The following is a 23,009-nucleotide window of genomic DNA, read 5'->3' on the forward strand; positions in this document are numbered from 1 at the left end:
GTGCCTGGTGAGCCGATCCGAAAGCGGGATCAGCCCACGCGCGCAGCGCGACAGAGGGCGCTGGAGAGTCGGCACAGATCGACGTGCAGGCGCGCGACGAGAAGCGCGCCCGGGGCACCGCCCGGCACTGCTTCCGTCGTATTCACGCCCGCATAACGCATATGGTCATGCTAGCCATTCCCCCGGCCCGCTCCGATGTGATCTCGCATGCCGGAACAACCCATACCGACAGGTGAGACGCGGACAGCCGCGAACGCCCACCATATCGGCCACATCACCCCGAACCGGCCGACCTCGCACAGCCGCCGACCGGACCGGGCGGGCGGATCGACCCACCGGATCAATAGGCGTCCACCACGTTGACCTCCTCCTCGGTGATCACCCCGTCGACGATCCGGTACGACCGGAACTCGTACGTCTCCTCGTCCCGCGTCGACACCAGCACGTAGTGCGCGTTGGGCTCGGACGCGTACGACACGTCCGTGCGCGACGGGTACGCCTCGGTCGCGGTGTGCGAGTGGTAGACGATCACGGGCTCCTCGTCGCGGTCGTCCATCTCCCGGTAGAGCTTGAACAGGTCGGCCGAGTCGAATTCGTAGAACGTGGGCGACCGCGCGGCGTTGAGCATCGGGATGAACCGCTCGGGGCGGTCGGTGCCCTCGGGCCCGGCAACGACGCCGCACGCCTCGTCGGGGTGGTCGGCACGGGCGTGGGCGACGATCCGATCGCGCAGGGCTGCGGTGATGGTGAGCATGCCCCGAGCGTACTGAGCGCCTCCGAGAGCCGCGCGACACCTCGCCCCCACCGCCCGACGCACGCCGGCCGCCCCGCCGGCGCTCCACCCGTCCACCGATCCGCCGATCCGCCGATCCGCCGATCAGACCTTCATCGGCTTCCCGCGTCGCGCCGGGATGTACGCCGCGACCAGGAAAACCACCCAGATCGGCACCACGTACAACGCGATCCTGGTGTCCGCGGACAACCCGAGCAGGACCACCACCATCGCCAGGAAGGCCAGCACCGCCCAGCCCGTGTACGGCGCACCCGGCATCCGGAACCCGTGCCCCTCCAGCCGCCCCCGGTCGACCGCACGCCGGTAGCGCATCTGGCAGGCGACGATCATGCCCCACGTCCACAACGCACCCACGGTGGCCACCGAGGTGATGTACATGAACGCCTTGTCCGGCACCAGCGCGTTGATCAGTACGCCGACGCCCATCACGATCGCCGACACGGTGATCGCCATCGCCGGCACCCGCTGCGAACTCAGCGTGCTCACCTGCGGCGGCGCCTGCCCCTCGACCGCGAGGGTGCGCAACATCCGCCCGGTCGAGTACAGGCCCGAGTTGCACGAGGACAGTGCGGCGGTGAGCACCACGAAGTTGATGATCGCGGCCGCCGCCGGAATGCCCACCCGGTCGAAGACCAGCACGAACGGGCTCTCCTTGGCGTGGAAATCGGTCCACGGCGCGAGCGACAGGATGACCAGCAGGGCGCCGATGTAGAACAGCCCGATCCGGAACGGGATGGTGTTGATCGCACGCGGCAACACCTTCTCCGGGTCCTGCGCCTCGCCGGCGGTGACCCCGACCAGTTCGACGCCCAGGAAGGCGAACATCACAATCTGGAGCACCAGCAACGTCTCGCCGACACCGTTGGGCGCGAACCCGCCGTCCGACCACAGATGCGACACGGACGCCTGGTCGCCGGCCGCGCCGAAGCCGAAGAGCAGCACCCCGATGCCGACCAGGATCATCCCGATGATCGCGGTCACCTTGATCATCGAGAACCAGAACTCGAACTCGCCGAACAGCTTGACCGAGATCAGGTTGGCGGCGAACAACACCAGCAGCACCACCAGCGCGGTGACCCACTGCGGGATCCAGGACCACCAGTACTGCACGTAGACGCCCGCCGCGGTGATCTCGGCCATCCCGGTGACCACCCACATCACCCAGTACGTCCAGCCGGTCACGAAGCCGGCGAACGGACCGAAGAACTCCCGGGCATACTCGGGGAAACTGCCCGCCACCGGGCGGTACATCAGCAATTCGCCCAGCGCGCGCATGACGAAGAAGATCAGTACGCCGGCCACCGCATAGGCCGCCACCAGCGACGGTCCGGCCTTCTCGATCGCACCGCCCGCGCCCAGGAAGAGCCCGGTGCCGATCGCGCCGCCGATCGCGATCATCTGGATCTGGCGGCTGTGGAGTCCCCGTTCGTACCCTTCGGCGTCGACACTCGGTTCGGCCGCACGCGCGCTCGATCCGGCCTCGGTGTCCGTCATGATCGCTCCCGTTCGTTGGTACGGAGGCCGTATTACCAACGAACACGAGCGGAAACCCGAATTCCGATCGATCCCGGTGTGCCCCCTTTCGATGAGTACGTCTTTCCATGGGTACGTCGTGATCACCGGTGCACACCACGCCACCCGAACCCACCTGCACACCGAGCGTCCCCGGCGCCCACCGCACACCAGGCGGCCCCGGGTTCGCGTCCACACCACGCGACCCGCGGCCCGCCCCGGCGCCGCGCGCCCGGCTCACCGACCGGCTACAGCGCCCCGAGCAACGAGTCCTGCAACCCGCCCAGCCAGTGGAAGACCGCGAACAACCAGCGTCGCGGATCGTCGTCGGCCAGTTTGGCCTCGAACTCCTCCATGTCCTCGGTGACTTCGAGCCGGGTGCCGATCACCAGACGCAGGTCGTTGAGCGTGCCCAGCCAGCCCTGCACGCCCTGTGAGTCGAGCACGACGCGGTGTTCACCGCCCTGCCCGCGCAACTCCTCGGCGTCCGGCGGTTCGGTCAGGTCGATCAACTCGGCCAGGTCGGCCAGCACGATCCGCGCGTTGTCCCGCTTGCGCAGCCGCAGGTCGGTCTCGGTGTAGCGCCGGAACTCGGCCGCGGCCTCGGCGTCCTCGGCGTAGGCGTCGGGCAGCAGCCGGGCCAGCGCGGGGTCGTCCGGGGTGACCGGCACGTCGGTCGAGCCGAGCCCGGTCAGACCCAGCTCGGCGGCCAGCGGATCGGTCACGTCGTCGTCGGGCGAGACCATCTCCACCAGTTGACCGCACAGATCGGCCAGCACCCGCACGTGCATGTCCTCCAGGACGATCTCGGGCCGACCCGAGCGTCCGCGCATGAAGAGGCCGTTCACAGGCTGTGCAACTCCCGGAGAGTGTGGGGCGGGAACCGGAGGGGCCGGCCGGGCCGAGCGAACCGAGCGGGTGTCACTTGTCGTGCTGGATGGTGGCCCACAGGCCGAATCCGTGCATCGCGGTGGTGTCGCGCTCCATCTCCTCGCGCGTCCCCGACGAAACCACGGCCCGGCCCTTGTTGTGCACGTCGTGCATGAGCTTCTCCGCCTTCTTCTTCGGATAGCCGAAGTAGGACTGGAAGACGTAGGTCACGTACGACATCAAGTTGATCGGGTCGTTCCAGACGATGCACACCCAAGGGGTCTCAGCCCGGACGTCCTCTTCGGGCTTCTGCTTCTCGACCTCGATGGGAGCGACACTCATGGGTCCCATGCTGCCATCCGGGCTGGGCCCGGGCGAACCGGCTCGACGAGAGCGATCGGGCCCGGATATGACCCGGGGCGTACCCGCCACCCGTCCGGTACGGCAAAATTCGGCCCATGTCCTCTGCACCCGCACCGGGTTGGTACCCGGATCCGGAGATCACCGGCCACATCCGTTACTGGGACGGCGGTGCCTGGGTGCCGGACAGCAGTCGGCCGGCCGAGGAACCCGGCCGACCCGCCGCCGAACAACAACCCGGCCAGGCCGCACAGTCCGGCGCCCCCGAGGCGATCGAGCAGGGCGGCCGGGTGATCCGGGGAGAGGTGCTGTCCGCACGCGTCGGCGGGTTGTACGACATGTCCTCGACGGGCATGTACGCGCCGCCGACCACGCCCGGCCCCGCCGACCCGGCGGACGCGGGCGCGGCGCGCTCCGGCCCGACGGGTCCCACCGCCCCCACCGGTCCCGCGCGCGACGCGGCGCCCTCGGCCGGCGGGGTACCGCCGCAGCGCGCGGCCGGGGAGGCGGGGCCGTTCCGGCCGGTCCAGGCCGACATCTTCGGCAGCAACGAGCGTCGGCCGGCGCACCTGGGTCGGCGGCTGCTCGCCCGGTTCGCCGATGCGCTGGTGCCGCTCGCAGCCGGTGTCGCGGTCGGCATCCCGCTCGTCCCGGACGCCGTCGAGCACATCCGGGACAAGATCGACCGGGCTCGCTACGAGGGCCGCGACACCACCATCTGGCTGATCGACGGCACCACCGGCACCGCGCTCGCCGTGGTGCTCGGCACCGTACTCGTGGCCGCACTGCTGTACGAGGCACTGCCCACCTGGAAGTGGGGCCGCTCGCTCGGCAAGACCCTGTTCGGCCTGCGCGTGGCCGACCTGGACAGCCACGACACCCCGTCGCTGTGGCAGTCGGTCCGGCGATGGCTGGTGCTCTATGTCCCGGGCGTATTCGTGGTCGGGGTGTTCGGCGCCCTGTGGGGACTGTTCGACCGGCCCTGGCGGCAGGGGTTGCACGACAAGGCGGCGCGCACGTTCGTCGCTCGGGACTGACGGCATCGGGCCGCGGCAGGCGGGCGCGCACCGACCGAACCCGAGCGCACCCGCCCGCCACGCACCGCGCACCTGCCGCGCCCGCCGTTCGTCACCTGTCACTCGTCACGTGCCGGCCGTCACCCGCCACCTGTCGCCATCGCTCGTGGCTCCTGGCTCCTGGCTCCTGGCTCCTGGCTCGTCACTCGACGCTCGACGCTCGACGCTCGACGGCGTATCACTCATCACCCGTACAGACGCGACACGCCCAGGTTGGCCGGACACGTCACGCTGACGTCAGGTTTTGTCCGCTTTACTCAGGTTTATGACAGGTAATGCACCGCCCCCGCCGCCCGGCCCGTACGGTGACGACCCCTCGGGTCGCAACCCATACGGACAGCAACCACCGCCCGGTCAACCCCCGTACGGGCAGGATCCGACCGGGCAGTATCCGTACGGTCGGGGCGGCCCCTACGGTCAGGACCAGCCGTACGGTCAGGACCCGTCCCACGGCGCCGGTCCCGGTGGTGCCGCCGGCGGCTATGGCGCGGGCCCCACGCTCGGCGGTCCGCTGCGGCGACTGCTCGCCCGGATCATCGACAGCATCATCGTCGGCGTGGTCGCGGGCCTGATCTCGTGGCCGGTCACCGACAACGACTACAACGACGTGTCGTTCGGCGCGCAGTTCACCTCGGGACTGATCTTCTCGCTGCTGTACTTCCTCTACGACGGCTTCCAGCTGGATCGATTCGGCCGCACGCTCGGCAAGCGGGCGTTGGGCATCCGGGTGGTGCGGGTGGCCGACGGCGGGCCCATCAATGGATCGATGGCATGGACCCGCGCCGGCGTGTACACGTTGCCCCTGATCGTGCCCTGCCTGGGCACGCTCTTCTGGCTGGTCAACGTGCTGTGGCAATTCTGGGATCAGCCGTGGCACCAGTGTCTGCACGACAAGGCCGCCCGGACCACCGTCATCCGCGGGTCGTGACCCGGGACGGGTGATGCCGCGCGCGAATGCCGAGCACTGCCGTCGTCGTGCCCAGCGCGACGCCGATGCCCATGGCGACGGCAGCTCCCGCCACGGTGCGCGGCTCCCAGGCTGCCAATAGTGAGACCGTCAAGACGATCGTGACGAATACGCCGTAGCCGAGTCGGAAGAAATCTCCTCTTGCCACGACGCACCACCTCCCCTGCACCCCTTTGTGCACGCCCCCCGCTCTCACGCTACTGCTCGGCCGGCGCCGTGTAACCATTCGATTGCGATCGGGATTTATCGGTCCCGACTCCGGGCACCTTCTCGCGACCGGTCGAAGCGGTGATCTTCGGCCCAGGACCGCCCGAGACCCGGAGAGTCCACGTGAACCCCAGGCGTGTCACCCCTGCCGTCGTCGCCGCGCTGTGTGCGCTGCTCGTCCTGACCGCCGCACCGGCCGCACCCGGCCGGCCGGCCGATCCCCCGGCCGGTCACACTGCCGACTCCGGACCCTTCGTCGAACGCGACGACGACCTGTCGCATCCGTTCACCGAGCGGCGCAGGCAGCGGCGCGAGGCGGCGGTGCAGGCGATGACCGAGGACCCCGGACTCACCTCGCGCACCGTGCCGGCGGGCGAGGCGGGCGCCGCGGAGACCCGTCCGCCCGCCGAGGCACGGGTATTCGTGATCCTGGTCGAGTTCGGTGATCGCCTCGACCCGCGAAACGGGCAGGCGTACGCCGCCCGGCCGGGTCCTCGGCACGGCAGGATCCCGGCGCCGGACCGGACCAAGGACACCACGACGACGTGGCGATCGAGCTACGAACGCGACCACTATCGGGACCTGTTCTTCGGCCCGGGTACGGCCGCGCCGTCGCTGGCCTCGTACTACCGCCACCAGTCCTCGGGCCGCTACTCGCTCGACGGCGAGGTCACCGACTGGGTCCGGGTGCCGTACAACGAGGCGCGCTACGGCAACGACCGGTGCGGCCGCAACGTGTGCGAGGACGTGTGGGACCTGGTCCGGGACGCGATGAAGGTCTGGTACGACGGCCGCCTGGCCAAGGGGGCGACCGCCGCGCAGATTCGCGAGCAGTTGGCCTCGTTCGATCGGTGGGACCGGGACGACTTCGACCGGGACGGCGACTTCGACGAGCCGGACGGCTACCTCGACAACGTGGAGATCGTGCACGCCGGCGTGGACAAGGCCCAGGGCGGCGGCGAACAGGGGCGCGGCGCGGTGTGGTCGCACCGGTGGTACGCGTACGCCGACCAGGTCGGCCGCACCGGACCGGCGACGAACCGGTCGGGCGGTACGCCGATCGGGGACTCCGGGATCTGGGTCGGCGACTACACGATCCAGCCGGAGAACGGCGGATTGGGCGTGATCGCACACGAGTTCGGGCACAACCTGGGCCTGCCGGATCTGTACGACCGGGACGACTCGACGGACGGTCCGCCAGGATTCTGGTCGCTGATGGCGCTCGGCGGCTACCTCGGCGACGAGGACGGCGCGGGTTCGCTGCCGGGCGCCCTGTCCGCGTGGGACAAGCTGCAACTGGGCTGGCTGGACGTACGCGTCGTGGACCGCACCAAGAAGACCGTGGTCCACCTCGCCCCGAACCAGTCGATCGGCGACCCGCAGGCCCTGCTGATCCCGCTGCCGCCGCGGCGCGGCAGCAGCGCGAAACGCTGGTATCTCGTGGAGAACCGGCAATACGTAGGCGCCGACACCGCGCTTGTGGCCGGCCCGTACCAACTCGCCTCGGGGAAAAGGGTGGCGGCCCACTTCCCGTACGGCGAGGGCGTGCTGATCTGGCTGTGGGACACCGCGTTCACCGACAACGACGTGACCCGGCACCCGGGCGAGGGCCTGATCCTGCCGGTCGACATCCACCCGGCCCCGCTCCTGGACCCGAAGGGCAAACCCCTGCCCACCCGCTTCCAGGCCGCCGACGCCGCACTGACCGCGACCGACGAACAAACCTCGGCGATCAACCTGGGCAGCCTGGGCAGCTTCCCCTCCCGCCCCGGCGTCCCCACCTTCACCGACAACACCCGGTACTGGTCCGCCACAGCCCCCACCACCGGAGTCAAGGTCCCCGACACCGGCACCAAAATCACCGTGGAAGGCCCCACCCGCACCGGCACCGCAACAAGACTCACGGTAGGCCCAACCACCTGACACCCAACTCCAAACACCGACCGACCACTTCCAGCCCGGCCGGCCCTTGAGGCCACCTGAGCCAACTCACCACCCACCGCCGGCAAAAACCCAGCCCGCCCGGCGCATGAGGGCACTCAGCCCGGCCGGCGCTTGAGGCCAAACAGCCCGGCCGGCGCTTGAGGCCAAATAGCCCGGCCAGCGTTTGAGGCCAAGCAGCCCGGCCAGCGCTTGAGGCCAAACAGCCCGGCCGGCGCTTGAGGCCAAATAGCCCGGCCAGCGTTTGAGGCCAAGCAGCCCGGCCAGCGCTTGAGGCCAAGCAGCCCGGCCGGCGCATGAGGGCACTCAGCCCGGCCGGCGCTTGAGGCCAAACAGCCCGGCCGGCGCTTGAGGCCAAACAGCCCGGCCGGCGCTTGAGGCCAAGCAGCCCGGCCGGCGCTTGAGGCCAAGCAGCCCGGCCGGCGTTTGAGGCCAAGCAGCCCGCCCGGCGCTTGAGGCCAAGCAGCCCAGCCCGCCCGGCCTCAGGGCAATGCCGGCTCCCCCACCAATTCCGCCCCCGCCGACCGAAGCTCGGCGAGCGCAACGGTGGTCGTCCCCGCCGCCACCCCCGCAGTCAGCCCCAACAACACCCGCGTCGAAAACCCCTCCCGCACCGCATCGAGCGCGGTGGCCCGCACGCAGTGGTCCGTCGCGATCCCCACCACGTCCACCTGGGTGACCCCGCGCGAGCGCAACCAGTCCGCCAACGACGTCCCGTCCGAAGCCGCCCCCTCGAACCCGCTGTAGGCGGCTTCGTGCGCTCCCTTGGAGAAGACCTCCTCGACCCGCCCCGACTCGACCGCCGACGCGAACGCCGGGTGGAACCGCGCCCCCTCGCTGCCGGCCACGCAGTGCACCGGCCAGGTCCCCACGTAGTCCGGCGTCGCCGAGAAGTGCGCCCCGGGATCCACGTGGTAATCCCGTGTAGCCACGATGTGCGCGTACGCCGGTGTCTCCGCGTGCACCGGGTCCGGCGGCTGCTCGGCCGCGTTGGCCGCGACGTGGTGCCGGATCGCCTCGGCGACCGCCGCCCCGCCCGCGACCGCGAGGCTGCCTCCCTCGCAGAAGTCGTTCTGTACGTCGACCACGATCAATGCCCGGGTCATCGCTTCGTGCCTCCTCGTGACCGGCCCGTCGAGTCCGACGGACCCGCTCCGCGTCTACTCGTAGATGGTCGGAAGTACCGGTTCCCCGCGGGAGAGCTGCGTAGCCGAAAGCGGCAGTTCCTCACGCGAACGCGCGTGCCGCGTGCGCGCCGCCGACAGCGGCTCGCGCCCCACGATCTCCCCGTCCACGACCAGCGGCACCAACAACTCCCGCTCGCCCGGCACGGGTTCCGCATCGGCCCGAAACGGGCGCAGCACCTCGGCCTCGGCCACCCCGTCCGCGTCGTAGCGCCGCACCGCGCTCTTGCGCCCGCCGTGGCTCGGCTTGCCCGGCGACTTCTTGGCCACCGGCACCAGCGGCGCGTCCGGCTCGTCGCTCATCGCCCGCGCGACCAGCTTGTACACCAGCGACGCGGTCGGCTGCCCCGAGCCGGTGACCAGCTGGGTGCCGACCCCGTACGCGTCCACGGGAGCAGCACGCAGCGAGGCGATCGCGTACTCGTCGAGGTCGCTGGTGACCACGATCCGGGTCTTGACCGCGCCGAGCTCGTCGAGCTGGGCCCGCACCCGGTGGGCGAGCAGGAGCAGGTCGCCCGAGTCGAGCCGGACCGCGCCGAGTTCGTGCCCGGCCACCTCCACCGCGGTACGCACCGCGGTCGCCACGTCGTAGGTGTCCACGAGCAGCGTGGTGTCCGCCCCGAGAGCGGCCACCTGCGCCGTGAACGCCTCGCGCTCGTCGTCGTGCAGCAGGGTGAACGCGTGCGCGCTGGTGCCCCGGGTCGGGAGGCCGTACCGCTGCCCGGCGCGCAGGTTCGAGGTGCTCGCGAAGCCGCAGATGTACGCGGCCCGCGCGGCGGCCACCGCGGCCTCCTCGTGGGTGCGGCGCGAGCCCATCTCGATGCACGGCCGCCCGGCGGCGGCCGACGTCATCCGGGACGCGGCGGCGGCGACCGCGGCGTCGTGGTTGAGGATCGACAGGATCAACGTCTCCAGTACCACCGCCTCGGCGAAGCTGCCCTCGACCACTATCAGCGGCGAACCCGGAAACCAGCACTCGCCCTCGGCGTAGCCCCAGATGTTGCCGGAGAAGCGGTAGCCGGCCAGCCAGTCCAGCGTCGCCGGACCGACCACGCCGGCCTCGTCGAGGAAGCGCAGCGTCTCGTCGTCGAAGCGGAAGTTCTCGATGGCATCGAGCAGCCGCCCGGTACCGGCGGTCACGCCGTAGCGGCGACCGTCCGGCAGCCGGCGGGCGAAGACCTCGAACACCGAACGACGGTGCGCCGCACCGCTGCGCAGTGCGGCTTCGAGCATCGTCAACTCGTAGTGGTCCGTCAGCAAGGCCGTGGTTGCGGTGTCCATGTCGTCAGCATAACACGATTACTCGTCAGTTTGACGATTACTCGTAAAGGTGGCGCGCATCACGGAACTTCACCCGACTATGCCCCGATTCACCCACCCCCGGCATCCGCCCCGACGCCCGGCCTGCCTCGGTGGACGCCCGCGGCGGACCTCCGCGGCCCCCGACGGACCTCGGCAGGGTCGCCGGACAACCCGGCCCGAGCCCCGGCCCGGGCCCAGGCCCGCCCCCGGCCCGAGCCCAGGCCCGCCCCTGGCCCGAGCCCTGACCTAACCCAGCCGGTCCTCCTCCGGCGTCGGCGCCCACGTCGAGCCGTTGATGTGCGTGCCGCCGCCGACGAACAGTGTGTTGCCGGTGACATAGCGCGAGTCGTCACTGGCCAGGAACAGCGCGGCTCCGCCGATGTCGGTCTCCGGGTCGCCCATCCGGCCCATCGGGTTGGCCGACTCGGCTGCCGCGGCGGCCTCCGGGTTCGCCTTGGCGTAGGCGGCGAACGCCTCGGTCTTCGCGCCGGGACAGATCACGTTGGCCCGGATCTGATGCGGTGCCCACTCGCGCGCGGCCGAGCGGGTCAGCGCCCGCAGCGCCTCCTTGCCGACGTTGTACTCGGCGGTGAACCGGTGCGCGTTGACGCCGTTCAGGCTGGCGATGTTGATCACGCTGCCGCCGCCCGCGTCCCGCATCGGCTCGAAGGCCGCGCGCATCGTCCACCAGCCGGCCCACAGGGCCATGTCCAGACCGTGCTGGAACATCTCGTCGGTCTTGTTCTCCAGGCGATTGATCCGGCCGCCGCCCCACGCGTTGTTCACCAGTGTGTCCAGCCGGCCCCACCGGCCCAGCGCGGCCTCGACCAGGCCGACCGCCTCCGCCTTGACCGTGACGTCGGCGACGACCGCGAGCGTGTCGACACCGAACGCGTCGGAGATCTCGGCGGCGACCCGATCCGCCGACTCGGCCCTGATGTCGTTGACCAGGATCCGACAACCCTCGGCCGCGAACCGCCGGGCGATGCCCCGTCCGATGCCCGCCCCGGAGCCGGTGATCACCGCGACGTGGTCCTGAAGACGTCCTGCCGGTCCTGGTCCTGCCATGGCGTTGCCTCCCACGTTGATCGTTTGCGTCCGTGGGTATCCGCAACAGCCTTACAAAACAAGGGGTTCCCGCCGAAACCGCAGGTCAGCTGGGCCGCCACTGGTGATCGCAGTCCCGACACTTGCGGTCCCCATACGGCATCGAGGACACCTTGCCCGAACCGCACTCCGGACACGTGGGACCGTCGGCGGCGGTCGGCGGTCGCCAGCGCGCGGCACACGAACCGCAGACGTAGTCGCCGACGATGTCGGTGCTCACCTTGGTCGAGCCGCACTTGCCGCACTGCACCTCGACGTGCCGCCGCTTGCGCGGCGCGGCCCGCCCGATCGCGGCCTGGCGTTCGCGCTGCGCGGAGAAACCCCAATAGGAGCGCAGCCGATCGGCCATGTCCGGCCGCAGATCGGCACTCCGGCCGTACGACGCCTCACTGCTGGGCTGGTCGCTCATGACCGTCACCGTAGGCCATGCCGACAGCCGGGCGGCGCCGGTTCGCGGCGCAATATTCGCCTCGCCTCCGGCGGACCTTCGGTTATCGTCGAGACATGTGGATCAACGGGCAGCGAGCTACCGGCGTCGGGCCGGCGAACCGAGCGCGATAGACCGCTCGGCCCGGCTCGGCGTGTGTGTACTCCCACCGCCCGTTGCTCTCGCAAAGGCCGATTCGCCATGCTCTCGCCACAGATCCGTTCCACGTTCCTCGACTTCTTCACCGCGCGCGGACACCGCCTCGTGCCGTCCGGGTCGCTGCTGCCACCCGATCCGAGCCTGCTCGTGTCCAACGCGGGGATGAACCAGTTCAAGCCCTGGTTCCTGGGCGACGTCGAGCCCGACTTCCCACGCGCGACCTCGGTACAAAAGTGCGTGCGCACCGTGGACATCGACAACATCGGACGCACCCGCCGGCACTCGACCTTCTTCGAGATGCTCGGCAACTTCTCCTTCGGCGACTACTTCAAGGCGGAGGCGATCGGGTTCGCGTACGAATTGCTCACCGGGCACTTCGACCTCTCCCCCGACCGGTTGTGGATCACCGTCTACGAGGACGACGACGAGTCGGCGCGCATCTGGCGCTCGGTCGGCGTGCCCTCGGAGCGGATCCAACACCTCGGCGCGGCGGACAACTTCTGGTCCATGGGCGTGCCGGGGCCGTGCGGCCCGTGCTCGGACGTCACCTACGACCGGGGCCCGGCGTACGGACGCGACGGCGGACCCTCGGTCGACTCCGAGCGCTTCGTCGAGTTGTGGAGCCTGGTCTTCATGCGCAGCGTGCGCGGCGAGACCGAGCCCGGCGGCGGCTTCCCGGTACTCGGCGACCTGCCGCGCACCGGCATCGACACGGGCCTGGGCCTGGACCGGCTCGCGACCGTGCTCCAGGACGTGGACAGCGTCGTATCGACCGACCTGCTGCGGCCCACGCTGGCGACGGTCGAGGAAATGGCGGGTCGGGACTACTCCCCCGTCGACCGCGAGAACCCCGATCGGGTGTCCTTCGAGGTCCTCACCGACCACGCGCGGGCGATCGCGTTCCTGCTCGCGGACGGCATCCGACCGGGCAAGGAGGGCACCGAGTACGTGCTGCGCCGCCTGATCCGAAGGGCGATCCGACACGGCCGCCGGCTGGGCATCGAGGGCCCGATCCTGCCGCCGGTCACCGCGAGCGTGGTCGCGAACCTGGGCACCGCATGGCCGGAACTCACCCGCGGCGCGTCCCTGATCGAGGACCTGACCACCCGCGAGGAGGAATCCTTCGACCGCACCCTCCGCCGAGGCACCCGCCTCCTCGACAAGGCAATCCGCCGCCGCCTGGAAGGCGGCCACCCCGACCTGCCCGCAGAAACAGTCTTCACCCTCTACGACTCACACGGCTTCCCCCCGGACCTCACCCTCGAAGCAGCACAAGAAGCGGGCCTGACGGTAGACACCCCCCACCTACACTCCCTCCTCCCCCCAACCCCCCACCCCTGACCCCAGCCCACCCCAACCCCAACCCCAAGCGCCGGCCGGACCCTCCCAGCCCGGCCGGCGCTTGAGGCCACTCAGCCCCGCCGGCGCTTGAGGCCAAGTAGCCCGGCCGGCGTTTGAGGCCAAGTAGCCCGGCCGGCGTTTGAGGCCAAGTAGCCCGGCCGGCGTTTGAGGCCACTCAGCCCCGCCGGCGCTTGAGGCCAAGTAGCCCGGCCGGCGTTTGAGGCCACTCAGCCCCGCCGGCGCTTGAGGCGAACCAGCCCGGCCGGCGCTTGAGGCCAAACAGCCCCGCCGGCGCTTGAGGCGAACCAGCCCGGCCGGCGCTTGAGGCCATCAGCCCCGCCGGCGCTTGAGGCGAACCCAGCCCGGCCGGCGCATGAGGCCAAACAGCCCCGCCGGCCCATGAGGCGAACCCAACCCCGCCCAACGTGCGCATGAGGCCAACCCCGCCGCCGCCAACCCACCAACCACTAGGCCGACATCGTTTGCACTCCGACAACCCGCAACAGCGCCAACCGCCCCGCCGCCGAACTCCCGGCAGGAGCCGTGTAGACGACCACCCGCAACCCCGCCTCCCCGGCAACAAGCACCTGACGCCGCACGGTGATCTCCCCGATCTCCGCATGCCGAACCGTCAGCCCCACCTCGCGCGATCCACCCACAGCGCCCCGCCCACCCACATCCCGTCCCCCACCCACCTCGCCCCAGAGCGCAGCGAACTCCGCCGACCCCGCCCGCAGCCGCGCCACCAACGCCGCAGGCCGAGGATCGTCCGGCCGCCCCACGAGCGCCGCCCGCAGATCGGCCACGTACGTCCGGGACATCCCGTCCGCGTCCTCCGCGCGATAGCGCAACCGCGAGGCCGGCTCGGTAAACCACCGCACCACGACGTTGCGCCCGACGTTCGGCCCGAGCAGCGCCGCCGCCATCGCGTTCTGCGCGAGCACGTCGCCCGAGTCCGACATCACCTGAGCCGGCACGTCGTGCAGACGATCCAGGATCAGCAATATCGCCGGTGACACGTGCTGGTCCACACCGGAGGACCACTCGGGCGGAACGTATCCGGCCAGGTGGAAGAGCCGATCACGACCGTCCTCCTCCAACCGCAACGCACGCGCCAGTGCGGCAAGAAGGTGCCGCGACGGGTGCGGCCCCCGGTTCTGTTCCAGCCGCGCGTAGTAGTCGACCGACATCCCGGCCAGCCGGGCGACCTCCTCACGGCGCAGCCCAGCGGTACGCCGCCGAGCCCCATCGGGCAGCCCCACGTCCGCCGGGCACAGCCGTTCCCGGCAGCCCCGGAGAAAGCCGGCCAGTTCCTGTCGATCGTTCATGCCCTCAGGATCCGACGTGCCGAGTCCGGTATCCAGGGACCATCCGTCCCTGGATATCCAGTGCCCGGTTGGGCATCTCCCGGATGATCCGGCCGGCCGGCCCACCGACGCAGCCAATCACGCCGGGCAACCCGTACACGCGCGCCCGCCACACCCGCGCCACCGCGCAGGCGACCGAAAGAATCAGGCGGCGCGGCGGATCGCGGTGACGAGTCGGGCGGTGGCCTGCGCGCGTGCCTGTCGACGGCGGCGCAGCGCGATTGCCGCGACCCGTACCTCTCGACTGTCCCGCTTCTCCACGACCGCCACCTCCGAACGAACCCGTCCCGCCCGAGAAGGCGACACCGTGCGCCCCAGCAGGGGCGACATCCACAAACCTAGGTGTCGCACCCCCTGTACGGCGTCGCCCGGGAGTGCCGATCGGCCCTACTACCGGAGGACGACCCGAACCCCGAGGTACCCCCGATCCATGCCACCCCGGGAGTACATGACGGGACTTCCGACGGAGTCCGCTCCGCCCCGCTCACACACGGCAACGCACTCGGACCCGCGCGTCACCCCCGAAGCCCGCGACCCGCCCCACTCCGGAACCACGCCCCGCCCGCGCCCCCGGCCTCAGATCACCTTCCCCGGGTTGAGGATGCCCAGCGGGTCGAACGCGGCCTTGACGCCCCGATGCACCCGCACGCCGACCGGCCCCAGTTCCTCGGCGAGCCAGTCCCGCTTGAGCATGCCCACACCGTGTTCCCCGGTGATCGTGCCGCCGAGGTCCAGCCCCAGCCGCATGATCGCGTCGAACGCGACCCCGGCCCGCTCGACCGCCGCCGGGTCGGTCGCGTCGAAGATCACGATCGGGTGGGTGTTCCCGTCCCCCGCGTGCGCACACACCCCGATCACCGTGTCGTGCCGCTTCGCGATCGCGGCCACCCCGTCGAGCATGTCGCCGAGCCGCGAGCGCGGCACCGCGACGTCGTCGATCATGCTGGTGCCCAGCCGTTCCAGCGCGGGCAGCGCGAGTCGACGCGCCTGCATGAACAGCGCCGAGTCCTCGGCGTCCTCGGCGGTGAAGGCCTCGAACGCGCCCGCCTGCGTACAGATCGCCTCGATCGCGGCCAACTCGGCGGCGGGCTCCGGGGTGTCCACCGCGACCAGGAGCAGCGCGGCGCTGTGCTCCGGCAGGCCCATGTTCGCCATCGCGTTCACCGCACGCAGCGTGGTGCCGTCCATCAGTTCCATCAGCGAGGGTGTGTGTCCGGCCGCCATGATCGCCGACACCGCGCCCGCCGCCGCGGTGGTGCTCGCGAACTGGGCCACCGTCACCAGCGCGGGCGGCGGCGTGGGGCGCAGCGCGAGGGTGGCCCGGGTGACCACGCCCAGGGTGCCCTCGGCGCCGACGAACAGCCGGGTCAGGTCGTAGCCCGCGACGCCCTTGGCGGTCCGCCGGCCGGTGCGCAGCAGTTCCCCGTCGGCGAGCACCACGTCCAGCCCGAGCACGTACTCGGCGGTCACCCCGTACTTGACGCAGCACAACCCGCCCGCACCGGTGCCGATGTTGCCGCCGATCGTGCAGGTCTCCCAACTGGACGGGTCCGGCGGGTAGACCAGGCCGTACTCGGCGGTCGCCCTGGACAGATCGGCGTTGATCACCCCCGGCTCGACCACGGCCGTCCGGTCGACGGGGTCGATGTGCAGGATCCGGTTCATCCGTACGAGTGAGAGCACAATGCAGCCGTCGACCGCGTTGGCACCGCCGGACAGGCCGGTGCGCGCGCCCTGCGGGACCACCGGTACCCGCAGTCGGGTGGCCACCCGCATGACGTGTTGCACCTGCTCGGTGGTCTCGGGCAGAACCACCACCGCAGGGTCACCGGCCGCACACAGGCCGGCCATGTCGCGCGCGTACGATGCGGCGATGTCCACGTCCGTCACCAGGGCGTGCGCGGGCAGCTCCTCCCGCAGTGCCGCGATCAGGTCGGTGGTCATACTGCCTCCCGGTGTGGCCGTGAATGGCCCCAGGGTAGGCACCGGAGAACCAGTCCCCGAGGGAGGGCACCTTGCAGATCGACCGGTTGGATGCCGCGCTGATCCGGCTGCTGGTGGAAACACCGCGGATCGGTGTCGTGGAGTGTTCGCGCCGGCTGGCGGTGGCGCGCGGCACGGTACAGGCGCGCCTGGATCGGCTGCGCGAGGCCGGAGTGATCAGGGGTTTCGGGCCGGACGTGGATCCCGCCACGCTCGGCTTCTCGGTGACCGCCTTCGCGACCCTGGAGATCCGCCAGGGGCAGGGGCGCGACCTGCGCAAGCAGCTGGAGTGTGTGGCGCAGGTGCTCGAGGTGCACGCGATCACCGGTCGGGGCGACCTGCTGTGTCGGATCGTCGCGCGCTCGAACGCGGACCTGCAGCGGGTGATCGAGCGGATCATCGAACTGGACGGTGTGGTCCGCGCGTCCACCACGATCGCACTGGAGAATCCGGTGCCCTACCGGGTGCTGCCGCTGGTCGAATGCGCGGTGACCGAGGGGTGAGGACGCCACCGGAACGAGTGACGATTCGGCACGCCCGGCCCATCGCGAGTTTTCCGGCCGGGCGACGACGGTAACCGTCTGCGGTCGTCACCGGATCGCGGAAGGGCCGCCTTGAGCTTCTGGGACTACGTCTCCGGCCGCCGTGAGCAGCTCTGGATCGAGACCTGGATGCATGCGAGCGCCGTGCTCCGGTGCGTGGTGATCGCGACGCTGATCGGCATCGTGGTCGCCGTCGCCACCTACCGCAGCGCGCTCGCGCCCCGGATCGCGATCGGCACCACGGCGACCGTCCCGACCATCGCCTCGTTCGCGCTGCCGGCCCTGGTGATCCCGCTGCTCGGCCCGGGTGTCGCCCCGACGGTGGTCGCGCTGGTGCTGTACGCGCTGCTCCCGATCGTGCGCAACACGATCGTCGGACCGGCGGGCGTGGATCCACAGCTTGTGGACGCCGCGCGCGGGATCGGAATGAGCCGGGCGGTGATCCTGCTCCGGATCGAGCTGCCGCTCGCGTGGCCGGCGCTGCTCACCGGTATCCGGGTGTCCACCCGGATGATCATGGGCATCGCGGCGATCGTCGCCTACGTGGCCGCGTCGGGCCTGGGCAACGAGATCCCCGCCGGCCCGGCCCGGGTGGACGGCGAGAACGCGATCAACGCCGCCTGGGCGGGCACTTCGGGCGTGGTCCTGCTCGCCCTTCTGTTCGACGCCGGCTGTGCGCTCCTCGGCCGGCTGACCGTTTCCAGGGGGATCCGTGGCTGACGTCACCGGTGCGACGATTCGACTCGAAGAGCTCACCAAGCACTTCCCCGGCCGGAAGGTCGCCGCCGTGGACCGGATCACCCTGGAGATCCCGGCCGGCCGGCTGGTGGTGTTCGTCGGGCCGTCCGGCAGCGGCAAGACCACCACGATGAAGATGATCAACCGGCTGATCGAGCCGACCTCGGGACGGATCTCGATCGACGGTCGGGACGTGACCCGCCTGGACCCGGTCAAGCTGCGCCGCACGATCGGCTACACGATCCGGAACGCCGGCCTGTTCCCGCACATGACGGTCGGTCAGAACATCGCCCTGGTACCGAGGATGCTCGGCTGGAGTCGGTCCAGGGTGTCCGGCCGGGTGGACGAACTCCTGGAGATCGTGGGCCTGGACGGCACCGAGTTCCGCAACCGCTATCCGCATCAACTCTCCGGCGGTCGGCGGCAGCGGGTCGGCATCGCCCGGGCGCTCGCGGGCGATCCGCCGGTGTTGTTGATGGACGAGCCGTTCGGCGCGCCGGACCCGATCACACGGGGCCACCTTCAGGACGAACTGATCCGGATCCAGCACGAGTTGCACAAGACGATCGTGTTCGTCACGCACGACTTCGACGAAGCGGTCAAGCTCGGCGACAGGATCGCGGTGCTGCGCGAACAGTCGCACGTCGCCCAGTACGACACGCCCGAGGCGATCCTGACCAACCCCGCCGACGAGTTCGTGGCCGGCTTCGTCGGAGCGGGCGCGCGACGTCGAGGCGAACCCGGCGAATCCAGCCTGGGCGGCGTTTGAGGCTGTTCAGCCGGGCCGGCGCTCGAGGCCACATAGCCCGGGCCGGTGCATGAAGCCACTCAGCCCGGCCGGCGTTTGAGGCCACCTCAGCCAGGCTGACACTCGACGCCGGTCGCAAAATCCAGCCCGGCCGGCGCCTGAGGCCAAGCAGCCCGGGCCGGCGCATGAGGCGAAATCGGCCCAGACCACTACGCGTGAGGCCGAATCAGCCCCCGAAGCGCCCGAGCCCACCCGACATCAACACGAAGCCACCTTGCCCCCGGCATTCAACGTATTGAGCGCGTCGACCGCCCCCGAGAGCGTCTCGACGGGAACCAACCGAAGCCCTCCGGACCCCACCCGCCCGGCCTCCCCACACTCCCCCTTGGGCAGAACGAAGACCGTCGCACCGGCCCGCTTCGCAGCCAGCAGCTTCATCGGCAGCCCGCCGATCTCGCCGACCTTGCCGTCCGCATCGATCGCCCCCGTGCCGGCAATCGTTCGCCCGCCGGTGAGCTGGCCCTCGGTCAGCTTGTCCACGATCCCGAGCGCGAAGAACAACCCCGCACTCGGTCCGCCGACATCGTTCAGGTGCAGCGTGACCTTGACCTGGTCGGGCGACTTGCCGAGGTACCTGAGCGCCGCGACGGTCGCGCTGTCCTGCGACTTGACCATGTCCTTGACGTTGGTCTCGACGACCTGCTCGACCGACTTGCCGTCCGGGTAGACGGACTTCCTCGGCACGACCGACTCGTCCGTGTCCAGCCATGCACCGAGCAGCGACCCCAGCCGACGCTTGTCGTTGCGCCCGCTCGCATGGATCGTGGTCAGCAGCAGGTGCCCGGTCGTCGGGTACACCGTGACCGGGCCGGAAATCTCGACCACCGGCCGCCCCCCGTCCTCGCCGAGCGTATCGGCCACCGATCCCGGCGTGATCAGGACATACGGCATCGGCACCAGGAACGCGAAGCCGAACAGGATCGCGACGAGGAGCAGGGACACCGGGAGGGTGAGCTTGGTACGGGCCACGCCTGGCATTAAACACGGCGCCGCCTCGCCCGCCGTACCGGACTCGCCTCTCCGACCCCGCACCCGGCCATCCACGCCCGAAATCCGCCACCTCGCGACGACACCCGGCGCCTCGCGGCAGCGCCTCGCGCCTCGCGACAACACCCGGCGCCTCGAAGCAGCACCCCGCATCTCGCGGCAGCGCCCGACGCCTCGCGCCGGCGCCCCGCCCTTCGCCGCAGCGCCCGACCCTACGCGGCGGAGACCCGCACCCCACCCAGCTCGTCCGACAGTTCGGCCGCCGCCTGGGCCACCCGGCGGCCCAGCCGCTCGGTGTCCAGGTTGCCGAGCGAGACGATCCCGACACTCGACTCGACCGCCGCGAGATCCGGCACCGAGGCCGCGATCCCGGGCACCGTGTGCCGACCGTCGCCGGGGGCGTACACGTAGGACCTGGGCCCGTCCAGGCCCGCCACCACCCGGCGCGCGGCGAGGATGGCCAGACCCGCGGCCCCCGCGTCCAGCGCGTGTCGCGAACCGACCCGGTAGGCCACGTGGTAGTCGGTCCAGGTGGGCTCGGCCACCGCGACCACCAGGGCCTCCATGCCGTCCACGATGGTCAGGTGGGCGGTGGCGCCGGTCTCCTCGGCGAGTCGGCGCAGACAGGGCACCGCCGCGTCGCGGACCAGCGGGTGTGCCCGACGGGCCAGTTGCAGCGCGCCCAGGCCGAGTTTGGTACGTCCGCTCTCGTCGCGCCGGACGAGACCGTGCTGTTCCAGCGTGGCGAGAATGCGGTAGACGACGGTGCGGTTGACACCGAGTGCGGCGGCGATGTCGTGTACCGACAGGCCGTCCGAGGCATCGGCGAGCAGTTCGAGGACCTTGAGACCTCGATCCAGGGTCTGTGACGTTTCGGCGACCACCGGCCCCCCTCCCTTCGCGTGACGTTGCATTACGTCCAGCGGCGTTCGATCCCCGAACGAAACACCACATTCGCGAGGCTGTGCGGCGCCAGATCATGGGGCCAGGACACCTACTCGTCACCACTCGGCAGGCAGGCCGAACGGATTCCCACGCTCGAGAAGGACGGTTTCTCCTTCGCGGCGCGTCGGGAGATCACGCTAACCAGAGGGGGCAGTTTTGGCACTGGATATCCGGGATACGGACAGGAAAAATATCCGCCGAATCGGGATGCATACCACAAACTTCACAAATCACCGAATGCGATCCTCGACACGCGTCCCGGAGCGCGAGGCGAGACGGTCCCGTACTCACCAGCCGGACAGACCGTCCCAACCCATGAGACCGCCGCCCGGATCGGCACCGGCACCCCGACTCCGATCGACACGCGCAACGAGGCTTCGCTCCCCACCCTCGGCCGGGTCCGAACGGAACCGAACCGGCCCGGCTCGGACCGAACCGCACATCCACTCGGCCCGCTCTGCCACTCGGCCGAGCCGTCGCACCGCGACGCCGCCGCGACCCGCCTTCGCGCCGCCAACCGCCTTCCCGCCGCCGGGACCTGCCATCGCGCCGCAGCCACACCCCCGGCCCGACCGGCCTCAACGGCCCGAGGTGGCCCACTCGCGGATCTTCCCGATCCGCGCCTCCAACTGCCCGGCCGACGCCTGGGCCACCGCCGGCCCGCCGCACACCCGACGCAGCTCGTTGTGGATCTGCCCGTGCGTCTGGCCGGTGCGGTGGTGCCACGCGGCCACCATCGAGTTGAGCTCCTTGCGCATCGCGGTCATCTGACGGTGCGTCACCACAGGGCGCTGATCGGCCGGTTTCTCCGACAGGTCGGCCTGGTGGTCGGGCTTGCGCCGGCTCTTGGCCACCTGCTTGGCCTGGCGCGACTGCAGCAGCATCTGCACCTGGTCGGGTTCGAGCAGACCGGGCAGGCCGAGGTACTCCTCTTCCTCCTCGCTGCCCACGTGCGCCTGGAGGCCGAACTCCGCACCGTCGAACAGCACCCGGTCGAACCGCGCCTCGCTCTCCAGCGCCTCGAACGCGAACTCCTCCTGCTGTCCCGGCTCGTCCTTCTGCGCGTTGGCCTGCGCGAGGAGGGCGTCCTCCTCGTCGTACATCCCGCCCTCCTTCTTCGGGCGGTCCAGCACGTGATCGCGCTCGATCTCCATCTCGTTCGCGTGCTGGAGCAGCGTCGGCACGGAGGGCAGGAACACCGACGCCGTCTCACCCCGGCGCCGGGCCCGGACGAAGCGGCCCACGGCCTGCGCGAAGAACAGCGGCGTGGAGATCGTGGTGGCGAACACCCCCACCGACAGCCGCGGCACGTCAACGCCCTCGGAGACCATCCGCACCGCGACCATCCAGCGGTCCTCGGACGCGGAGAAGTCCCCGATCTTCTTCGACGCGCCGGTGTCGTCGGACAACACCAGGGTGGCGCCCTGCCCCGTGATCTCGCGGATCATCCGCGCGTACGCCCGGGCCGACTCGTGGTCGGTGGCGATCACCAGGCCGCCGGCGTCCGGAATGGCCTTGCGTACCTCACCCAGCCGCTTGTCCGCGGCGCGCAACACCTGCGGCATCCACGCGCCCTGCGGATCCAGCGCGGTACGCCAGGCCTGACTGATCGCGTCCTTGGTCATCGGCTCGCCGAGCGAGGCGGCGATCTCGTCGCCGGCCTTGGTCCGCCAACGCAGGTCGCCGGAGTAGGACAGGAAGATCACCGGACGCACCACGCCGTCCGAGAGGGCGTGACCGTAGCCGTAGGTGTAGTCGGCGGACGAGCGGCGGATACCGTCCTTGCCCTCCTCGTACGCGACGAACGGGATCGGGTTGATGTCCGAGCGGAACGGGGTGCCGGTCAGCGCGAGCCGGCGGGTGGCCGGTTCGAACGCCTCCATGCACGCCTCGCCCCACGACTTGCTGTCGCCCGCGTGGTGGATCTCGTCCAGGATCACCAGCGTCTTCCGGTTCTCCACCCGGCGCCGGTGCAGCATCGGGTGCACGCCGACACCCGCATAGGTGACCGCGATGCCGTGATACTCGCGGGACACCGGGCCCGAAGAACTCGAATAATTCGGGTCGATCCGCAGACCTATCCGCGCGGCGGCCTCGGCCCACTGCTTCTTCAGATGCTCCGTCGGCGCGACGATGGTGATCTGGTGGATCACATGCGCGTCCAACAACTCCGACGCGATCCGCAGCGCGAACGTGGTCTTGCCGGCACCCGGCGTGGCCACCGCGAGGAAGTCGCGCGGCTGCCGTGCGAGATAGGTGTCGAGAGCCCCCTGCTGCCACGCACGCAGCTTGTTCGCGGTACCCCAGGGGGCACGATTCGGGAAGGCCGGGGACAGATGGGACGCGGCTGCGGTACTCACTGCGACGGGTCTGCTCCAAGCCGAGAGGGCGAT

Annotated in this window: 21 protein-coding genes and 1 pseudogene; 7 read left to right on the forward strand and 15 right to left on the reverse strand. The window is 70.6% G+C overall.

Annotation, left to right across the window (positions count from 1 at the left end):
- Window positions 1-29: 29 nt before the first annotated feature.
- From ACFZBU_RS41560 to clpS, 5 genes are all read right to left on the reverse strand, one after another.
- Window positions 30-128, reverse strand: coding sequence for a putative leader peptide (locus tag ACFZBU_RS41560; protein ID WP_321170724.1), 99 nt, complete (start codon window positions 126-128; stop codon window positions 30-32).
- Window positions 129-340: 212 nt separating this feature from the next.
- Window positions 341-754, reverse strand: a complete 414-nt coding sequence (locus tag ACFZBU_RS41565) for a Mov34/MPN/PAD-1 family protein (RefSeq protein ID WP_391588981.1) — start codon at window positions 752-754, stop codon at window positions 341-343.
- A gap of 123 nt (window positions 755-877) precedes the next feature.
- Complete coding sequence (locus ACFZBU_RS41570; RefSeq protein ID WP_391588982.1) at window positions 878-2,287, reverse strand: amino acid permease; 1,410 nt, start codon at window positions 2,285-2,287, stop codon at window positions 878-880.
- A 266-nt stretch (window positions 2,288-2,553) separates the two neighbouring features.
- Entirely contained in the window at window positions 2,554-3,153 is a 600-nt protein-coding gene (locus tag ACFZBU_RS41575; RefSeq protein WP_391588983.1) for a DUF2017 domain-containing protein, read from the reverse strand.
- A gap of 73 nt (window positions 3,154-3,226) precedes the next feature.
- On the reverse strand, window positions 3,227-3,517 hold the full coding sequence (gene clpS / locus ACFZBU_RS41580; RefSeq protein ID WP_391588984.1) for an ATP-dependent Clp protease adapter ClpS: 291 nt from the start codon (window positions 3,515-3,517) through the stop codon (window positions 3,227-3,229).
- Window positions 3,518-3,633: 116 nt separating this feature from the next.
- Between clpS and ACFZBU_RS41585 the strand changes: the two genes are divergently transcribed.
- Window positions 3,634-4,572, forward strand: coding sequence for an RDD family protein (locus tag ACFZBU_RS41585; protein WP_391588985.1), 939 nt, complete (start codon window positions 3,634-3,636; stop codon window positions 4,570-4,572).
- 304 nt (window positions 4,573-4,876) lie between these two features.
- On the forward strand, window positions 4,877-5,539 hold the full coding sequence (locus ACFZBU_RS41590; protein WP_391588986.1) for an RDD family protein: 663 nt from the start codon (window positions 4,877-4,879) through the stop codon (window positions 5,537-5,539).
- Here ACFZBU_RS41590 and ACFZBU_RS41595 read toward each other — a convergent pair.
- On the reverse strand, window positions 5,523-5,726 hold the full coding sequence (locus ACFZBU_RS41595; protein ID WP_158696122.1) for a hypothetical protein: 204 nt from the start codon (window positions 5,724-5,726) through the stop codon (window positions 5,523-5,525). The two genes, ACFZBU_RS41590 and ACFZBU_RS41595, sit on opposite strands and share 17 nt — an antisense overlap.
- A 182-nt stretch (window positions 5,727-5,908) precedes the next feature.
- Here ACFZBU_RS41595 and ACFZBU_RS41600 point away from each other — a divergent pair, with 182 nt between their 5' ends.
- The gene (locus ACFZBU_RS41600) at window positions 5,909-7,708 is read left to right on the forward strand and encodes an immune inhibitor A domain-containing protein (protein WP_391588987.1); all 1,800 of its coding nucleotides are present in this window, start codon (window positions 5,909-5,911) and stop codon (window positions 7,706-7,708) included.
- 500 nt (window positions 7,709-8,208) lie between these two features.
- On the opposite strand, the gene ACFZBU_RS41605 is transcribed toward ACFZBU_RS41600, so the two are convergent.
- From ACFZBU_RS41605 to ACFZBU_RS41620, 4 genes are all read right to left on the reverse strand, one after another.
- Window positions 8,209-8,832, reverse strand: coding sequence for an isochorismatase family protein (locus ACFZBU_RS41605; RefSeq protein ID WP_391588988.1), 624 nt, complete (start codon window positions 8,830-8,832; stop codon window positions 8,209-8,211).
- A 54-nt stretch (window positions 8,833-8,886) separates the two neighbouring features.
- Window positions 8,887-10,191 carry a nicotinate phosphoribosyltransferase gene (locus ACFZBU_RS41610; protein WP_391588989.1) on the reverse strand — a complete coding sequence of 435 codons (1,305 nt, stop codon included), beginning with the start codon at window positions 10,189-10,191 and terminating at the stop codon, window positions 8,887-8,889.
- A gap of 267 nt (window positions 10,192-10,458) precedes the next feature.
- Window positions 10,459-11,280, reverse strand: a complete 822-nt coding sequence (locus ACFZBU_RS41615; RefSeq protein ID WP_391588990.1) for an SDR family NAD(P)-dependent oxidoreductase — start codon at window positions 11,278-11,280, stop codon at window positions 10,459-10,461.
- An 85-nt stretch (window positions 11,281-11,365) separates the two neighbouring features.
- Window positions 11,366-11,728, reverse strand: a complete 363-nt coding sequence (locus ACFZBU_RS41620) for a hypothetical protein (protein ID WP_391588991.1) — start codon at window positions 11,726-11,728, stop codon at window positions 11,366-11,368.
- A gap of 219 nt (window positions 11,729-11,947) precedes the next feature.
- On the opposite strand from ACFZBU_RS41620, the gene alaS reads away from it, so the two are divergent.
- Window positions 11,948-13,246 carry an alanine--tRNA ligase gene (gene alaS / locus ACFZBU_RS41625; protein WP_391588992.1) on the forward strand — a complete coding sequence of 433 codons (1,299 nt, stop codon included), beginning with the start codon at window positions 11,948-11,950 and terminating at the stop codon, window positions 13,244-13,246.
- A gap of 467 nt (window positions 13,247-13,713) precedes the next feature.
- Here the strand turns inward: alaS and ACFZBU_RS41630 are convergent, their stop codons facing one another.
- Together ACFZBU_RS41630 and ACFZBU_RS41635 are read right to left on the reverse strand one after the other, a co-directional pair.
- Window positions 13,714-14,574 carry a helix-turn-helix transcriptional regulator gene (locus ACFZBU_RS41630; protein WP_391588993.1) on the reverse strand — a complete coding sequence of 287 codons (861 nt, stop codon included), beginning with the start codon at window positions 14,572-14,574 and terminating at the stop codon, window positions 13,714-13,716.
- A gap of 615 nt (window positions 14,575-15,189) precedes the next feature.
- A complete protein-coding gene (locus ACFZBU_RS41635; RefSeq protein ID WP_391588994.1) occupies window positions 15,190-16,557 on the reverse strand; it encodes an FAD-binding oxidoreductase in 1,368 nt (455 codons plus the stop codon).
- A gap of 71 nt (window positions 16,558-16,628) precedes the next feature.
- On the opposite strand from ACFZBU_RS41635, the gene ACFZBU_RS41640 reads away from it, so the two are divergent.
- From ACFZBU_RS41640 to ACFZBU_RS41650, 3 genes and pseudogenes are all read left to right on the forward strand, one after another.
- The gene (locus tag ACFZBU_RS41640; RefSeq protein WP_391588995.1) at window positions 16,629-17,099 is read left to right on the forward strand and encodes an Lrp/AsnC family transcriptional regulator; all 471 of its coding nucleotides are present in this window, start codon (window positions 16,629-16,631) and stop codon (window positions 17,097-17,099) included.
- A gap of 111 nt (window positions 17,100-17,210) precedes the next feature.
- Window positions 17,211-17,858, forward strand: coding sequence for an ABC transporter permease (locus ACFZBU_RS41645; protein ID WP_391588996.1), 648 nt, complete (start codon window positions 17,211-17,213; stop codon window positions 17,856-17,858).
- Window positions 17,851-18,600: pseudogene (locus ACFZBU_RS41650) on the forward strand (ABC transporter ATP-binding protein); the annotation flags it as partial. The gene ACFZBU_RS41645 and the pseudogene ACFZBU_RS41650, both read left to right, overlap by 8 nt.
- Before the next feature lie 282 nt (window positions 18,601-18,882).
- Here the strand turns inward: ACFZBU_RS41650 and ACFZBU_RS41655 are convergent.
- The 3 genes from ACFZBU_RS41655 to ACFZBU_RS41665 form a co-directional block, all read right to left on the reverse strand.
- Entirely contained in the window at window positions 18,883-19,662 is a 780-nt protein-coding gene (locus ACFZBU_RS41655; RefSeq protein ID WP_391589037.1) for a PDZ domain-containing protein, read from the reverse strand.
- Window positions 19,663-19,883: 221 nt separating this feature from the next.
- Window positions 19,884-20,555, reverse strand: a complete 672-nt coding sequence (locus tag ACFZBU_RS41660; protein WP_391588997.1) for an IclR family transcriptional regulator — start codon at window positions 20,553-20,555, stop codon at window positions 19,884-19,886.
- A 639-nt stretch (window positions 20,556-21,194) separates the two neighbouring features.
- Window positions 21,195-22,976 carry a DEAD/DEAH box helicase gene (locus ACFZBU_RS41665; RefSeq protein WP_391588998.1) on the reverse strand — a complete coding sequence of 594 codons (1,782 nt, stop codon included), beginning with the start codon at window positions 22,974-22,976 and terminating at the stop codon, window positions 21,195-21,197.
- Between the last annotated feature and the right edge of the window lie 33 nt (window positions 22,977-23,009).

The organism is Embleya sp. NPDC008237 (assembly GCF_042956465.1).
Taxonomy (GTDB): Bacteria; Actinomycetota; Actinomycetes; order Streptomycetales; family Streptomycetaceae; genus Embleya.

Excerpts from the sequence above, each read along its gene's own strand:
- ACFZBU_RS41615 (WP_391588990.1), bottom strand. The coding sequence starts at position 11,280 with ATGGCAGGACCAGGACCGGCAGGACGTCTTCAGGACCACGTCGCGGTG.
- alaS (WP_391588992.1), top strand. The coding sequence starts at position 11,948 with ATGCTCTCGCCACAGATCCGTTCCACGTTCCTCGACTTCTTCACCGCG.
- ACFZBU_RS41570 (WP_391588982.1), bottom strand. The coding sequence starts at position 2,287 with ATGACGGACACCGAGGCCGGATCGAGCGCGCGTGCGGCCGAACCGAGT.
- ACFZBU_RS41605 (WP_391588988.1), bottom strand. The coding sequence starts at position 8,832 with ATGACCCGGGCATTGATCGTGGTCGACGTACAGAACGACTTCTGCGAG.
- ACFZBU_RS41635 (WP_391588994.1), bottom strand. The coding sequence starts at position 16,557 with ATGACCACCGACCTGATCGCGGCACTGCGGGAGGAGCTGCCCGCGCAC.
- ACFZBU_RS41620 (WP_391588991.1), bottom strand. The coding sequence starts at position 11,728 with ATGAGCGACCAGCCCAGCAGTGAGGCGTCGTACGGCCGGAGTGCCGAT.
- ACFZBU_RS41565 (WP_391588981.1), bottom strand. The coding sequence starts at position 754 with ATGCTCACCATCACCGCAGCCCTGCGCGATCGGATCGTCGCCCACGCC.
- ACFZBU_RS41610 (WP_391588989.1), bottom strand. The coding sequence starts at position 10,191 with ATGGACACCGCAACCACGGCCTTGCTGACGGACCACTACGAGTTGACG.
- ACFZBU_RS41590 (WP_391588986.1), top strand. The coding sequence starts at position 4,877 with ATGACAGGTAATGCACCGCCCCCGCCGCCCGGCCCGTACGGTGACGAC.
- ACFZBU_RS41585 (WP_391588985.1), top strand. The coding sequence starts at position 3,634 with ATGTCCTCTGCACCCGCACCGGGTTGGTACCCGGATCCGGAGATCACC.
- clpS (WP_391588984.1), bottom strand. The coding sequence starts at position 3,517 with ATGAGTGTCGCTCCCATCGAGGTCGAGAAGCAGAAGCCCGAAGAGGAC.
- ACFZBU_RS41630 (WP_391588993.1), bottom strand. The coding sequence starts at position 14,574 with ATGAACGATCGACAGGAACTGGCCGGCTTTCTCCGGGGCTGCCGGGAA.
- ACFZBU_RS41655 (WP_391589037.1), bottom strand. The coding sequence starts at position 19,662 with ATGCCAGGCGTGGCCCGTACCAAGCTCACCCTCCCGGTGTCCCTGCTC.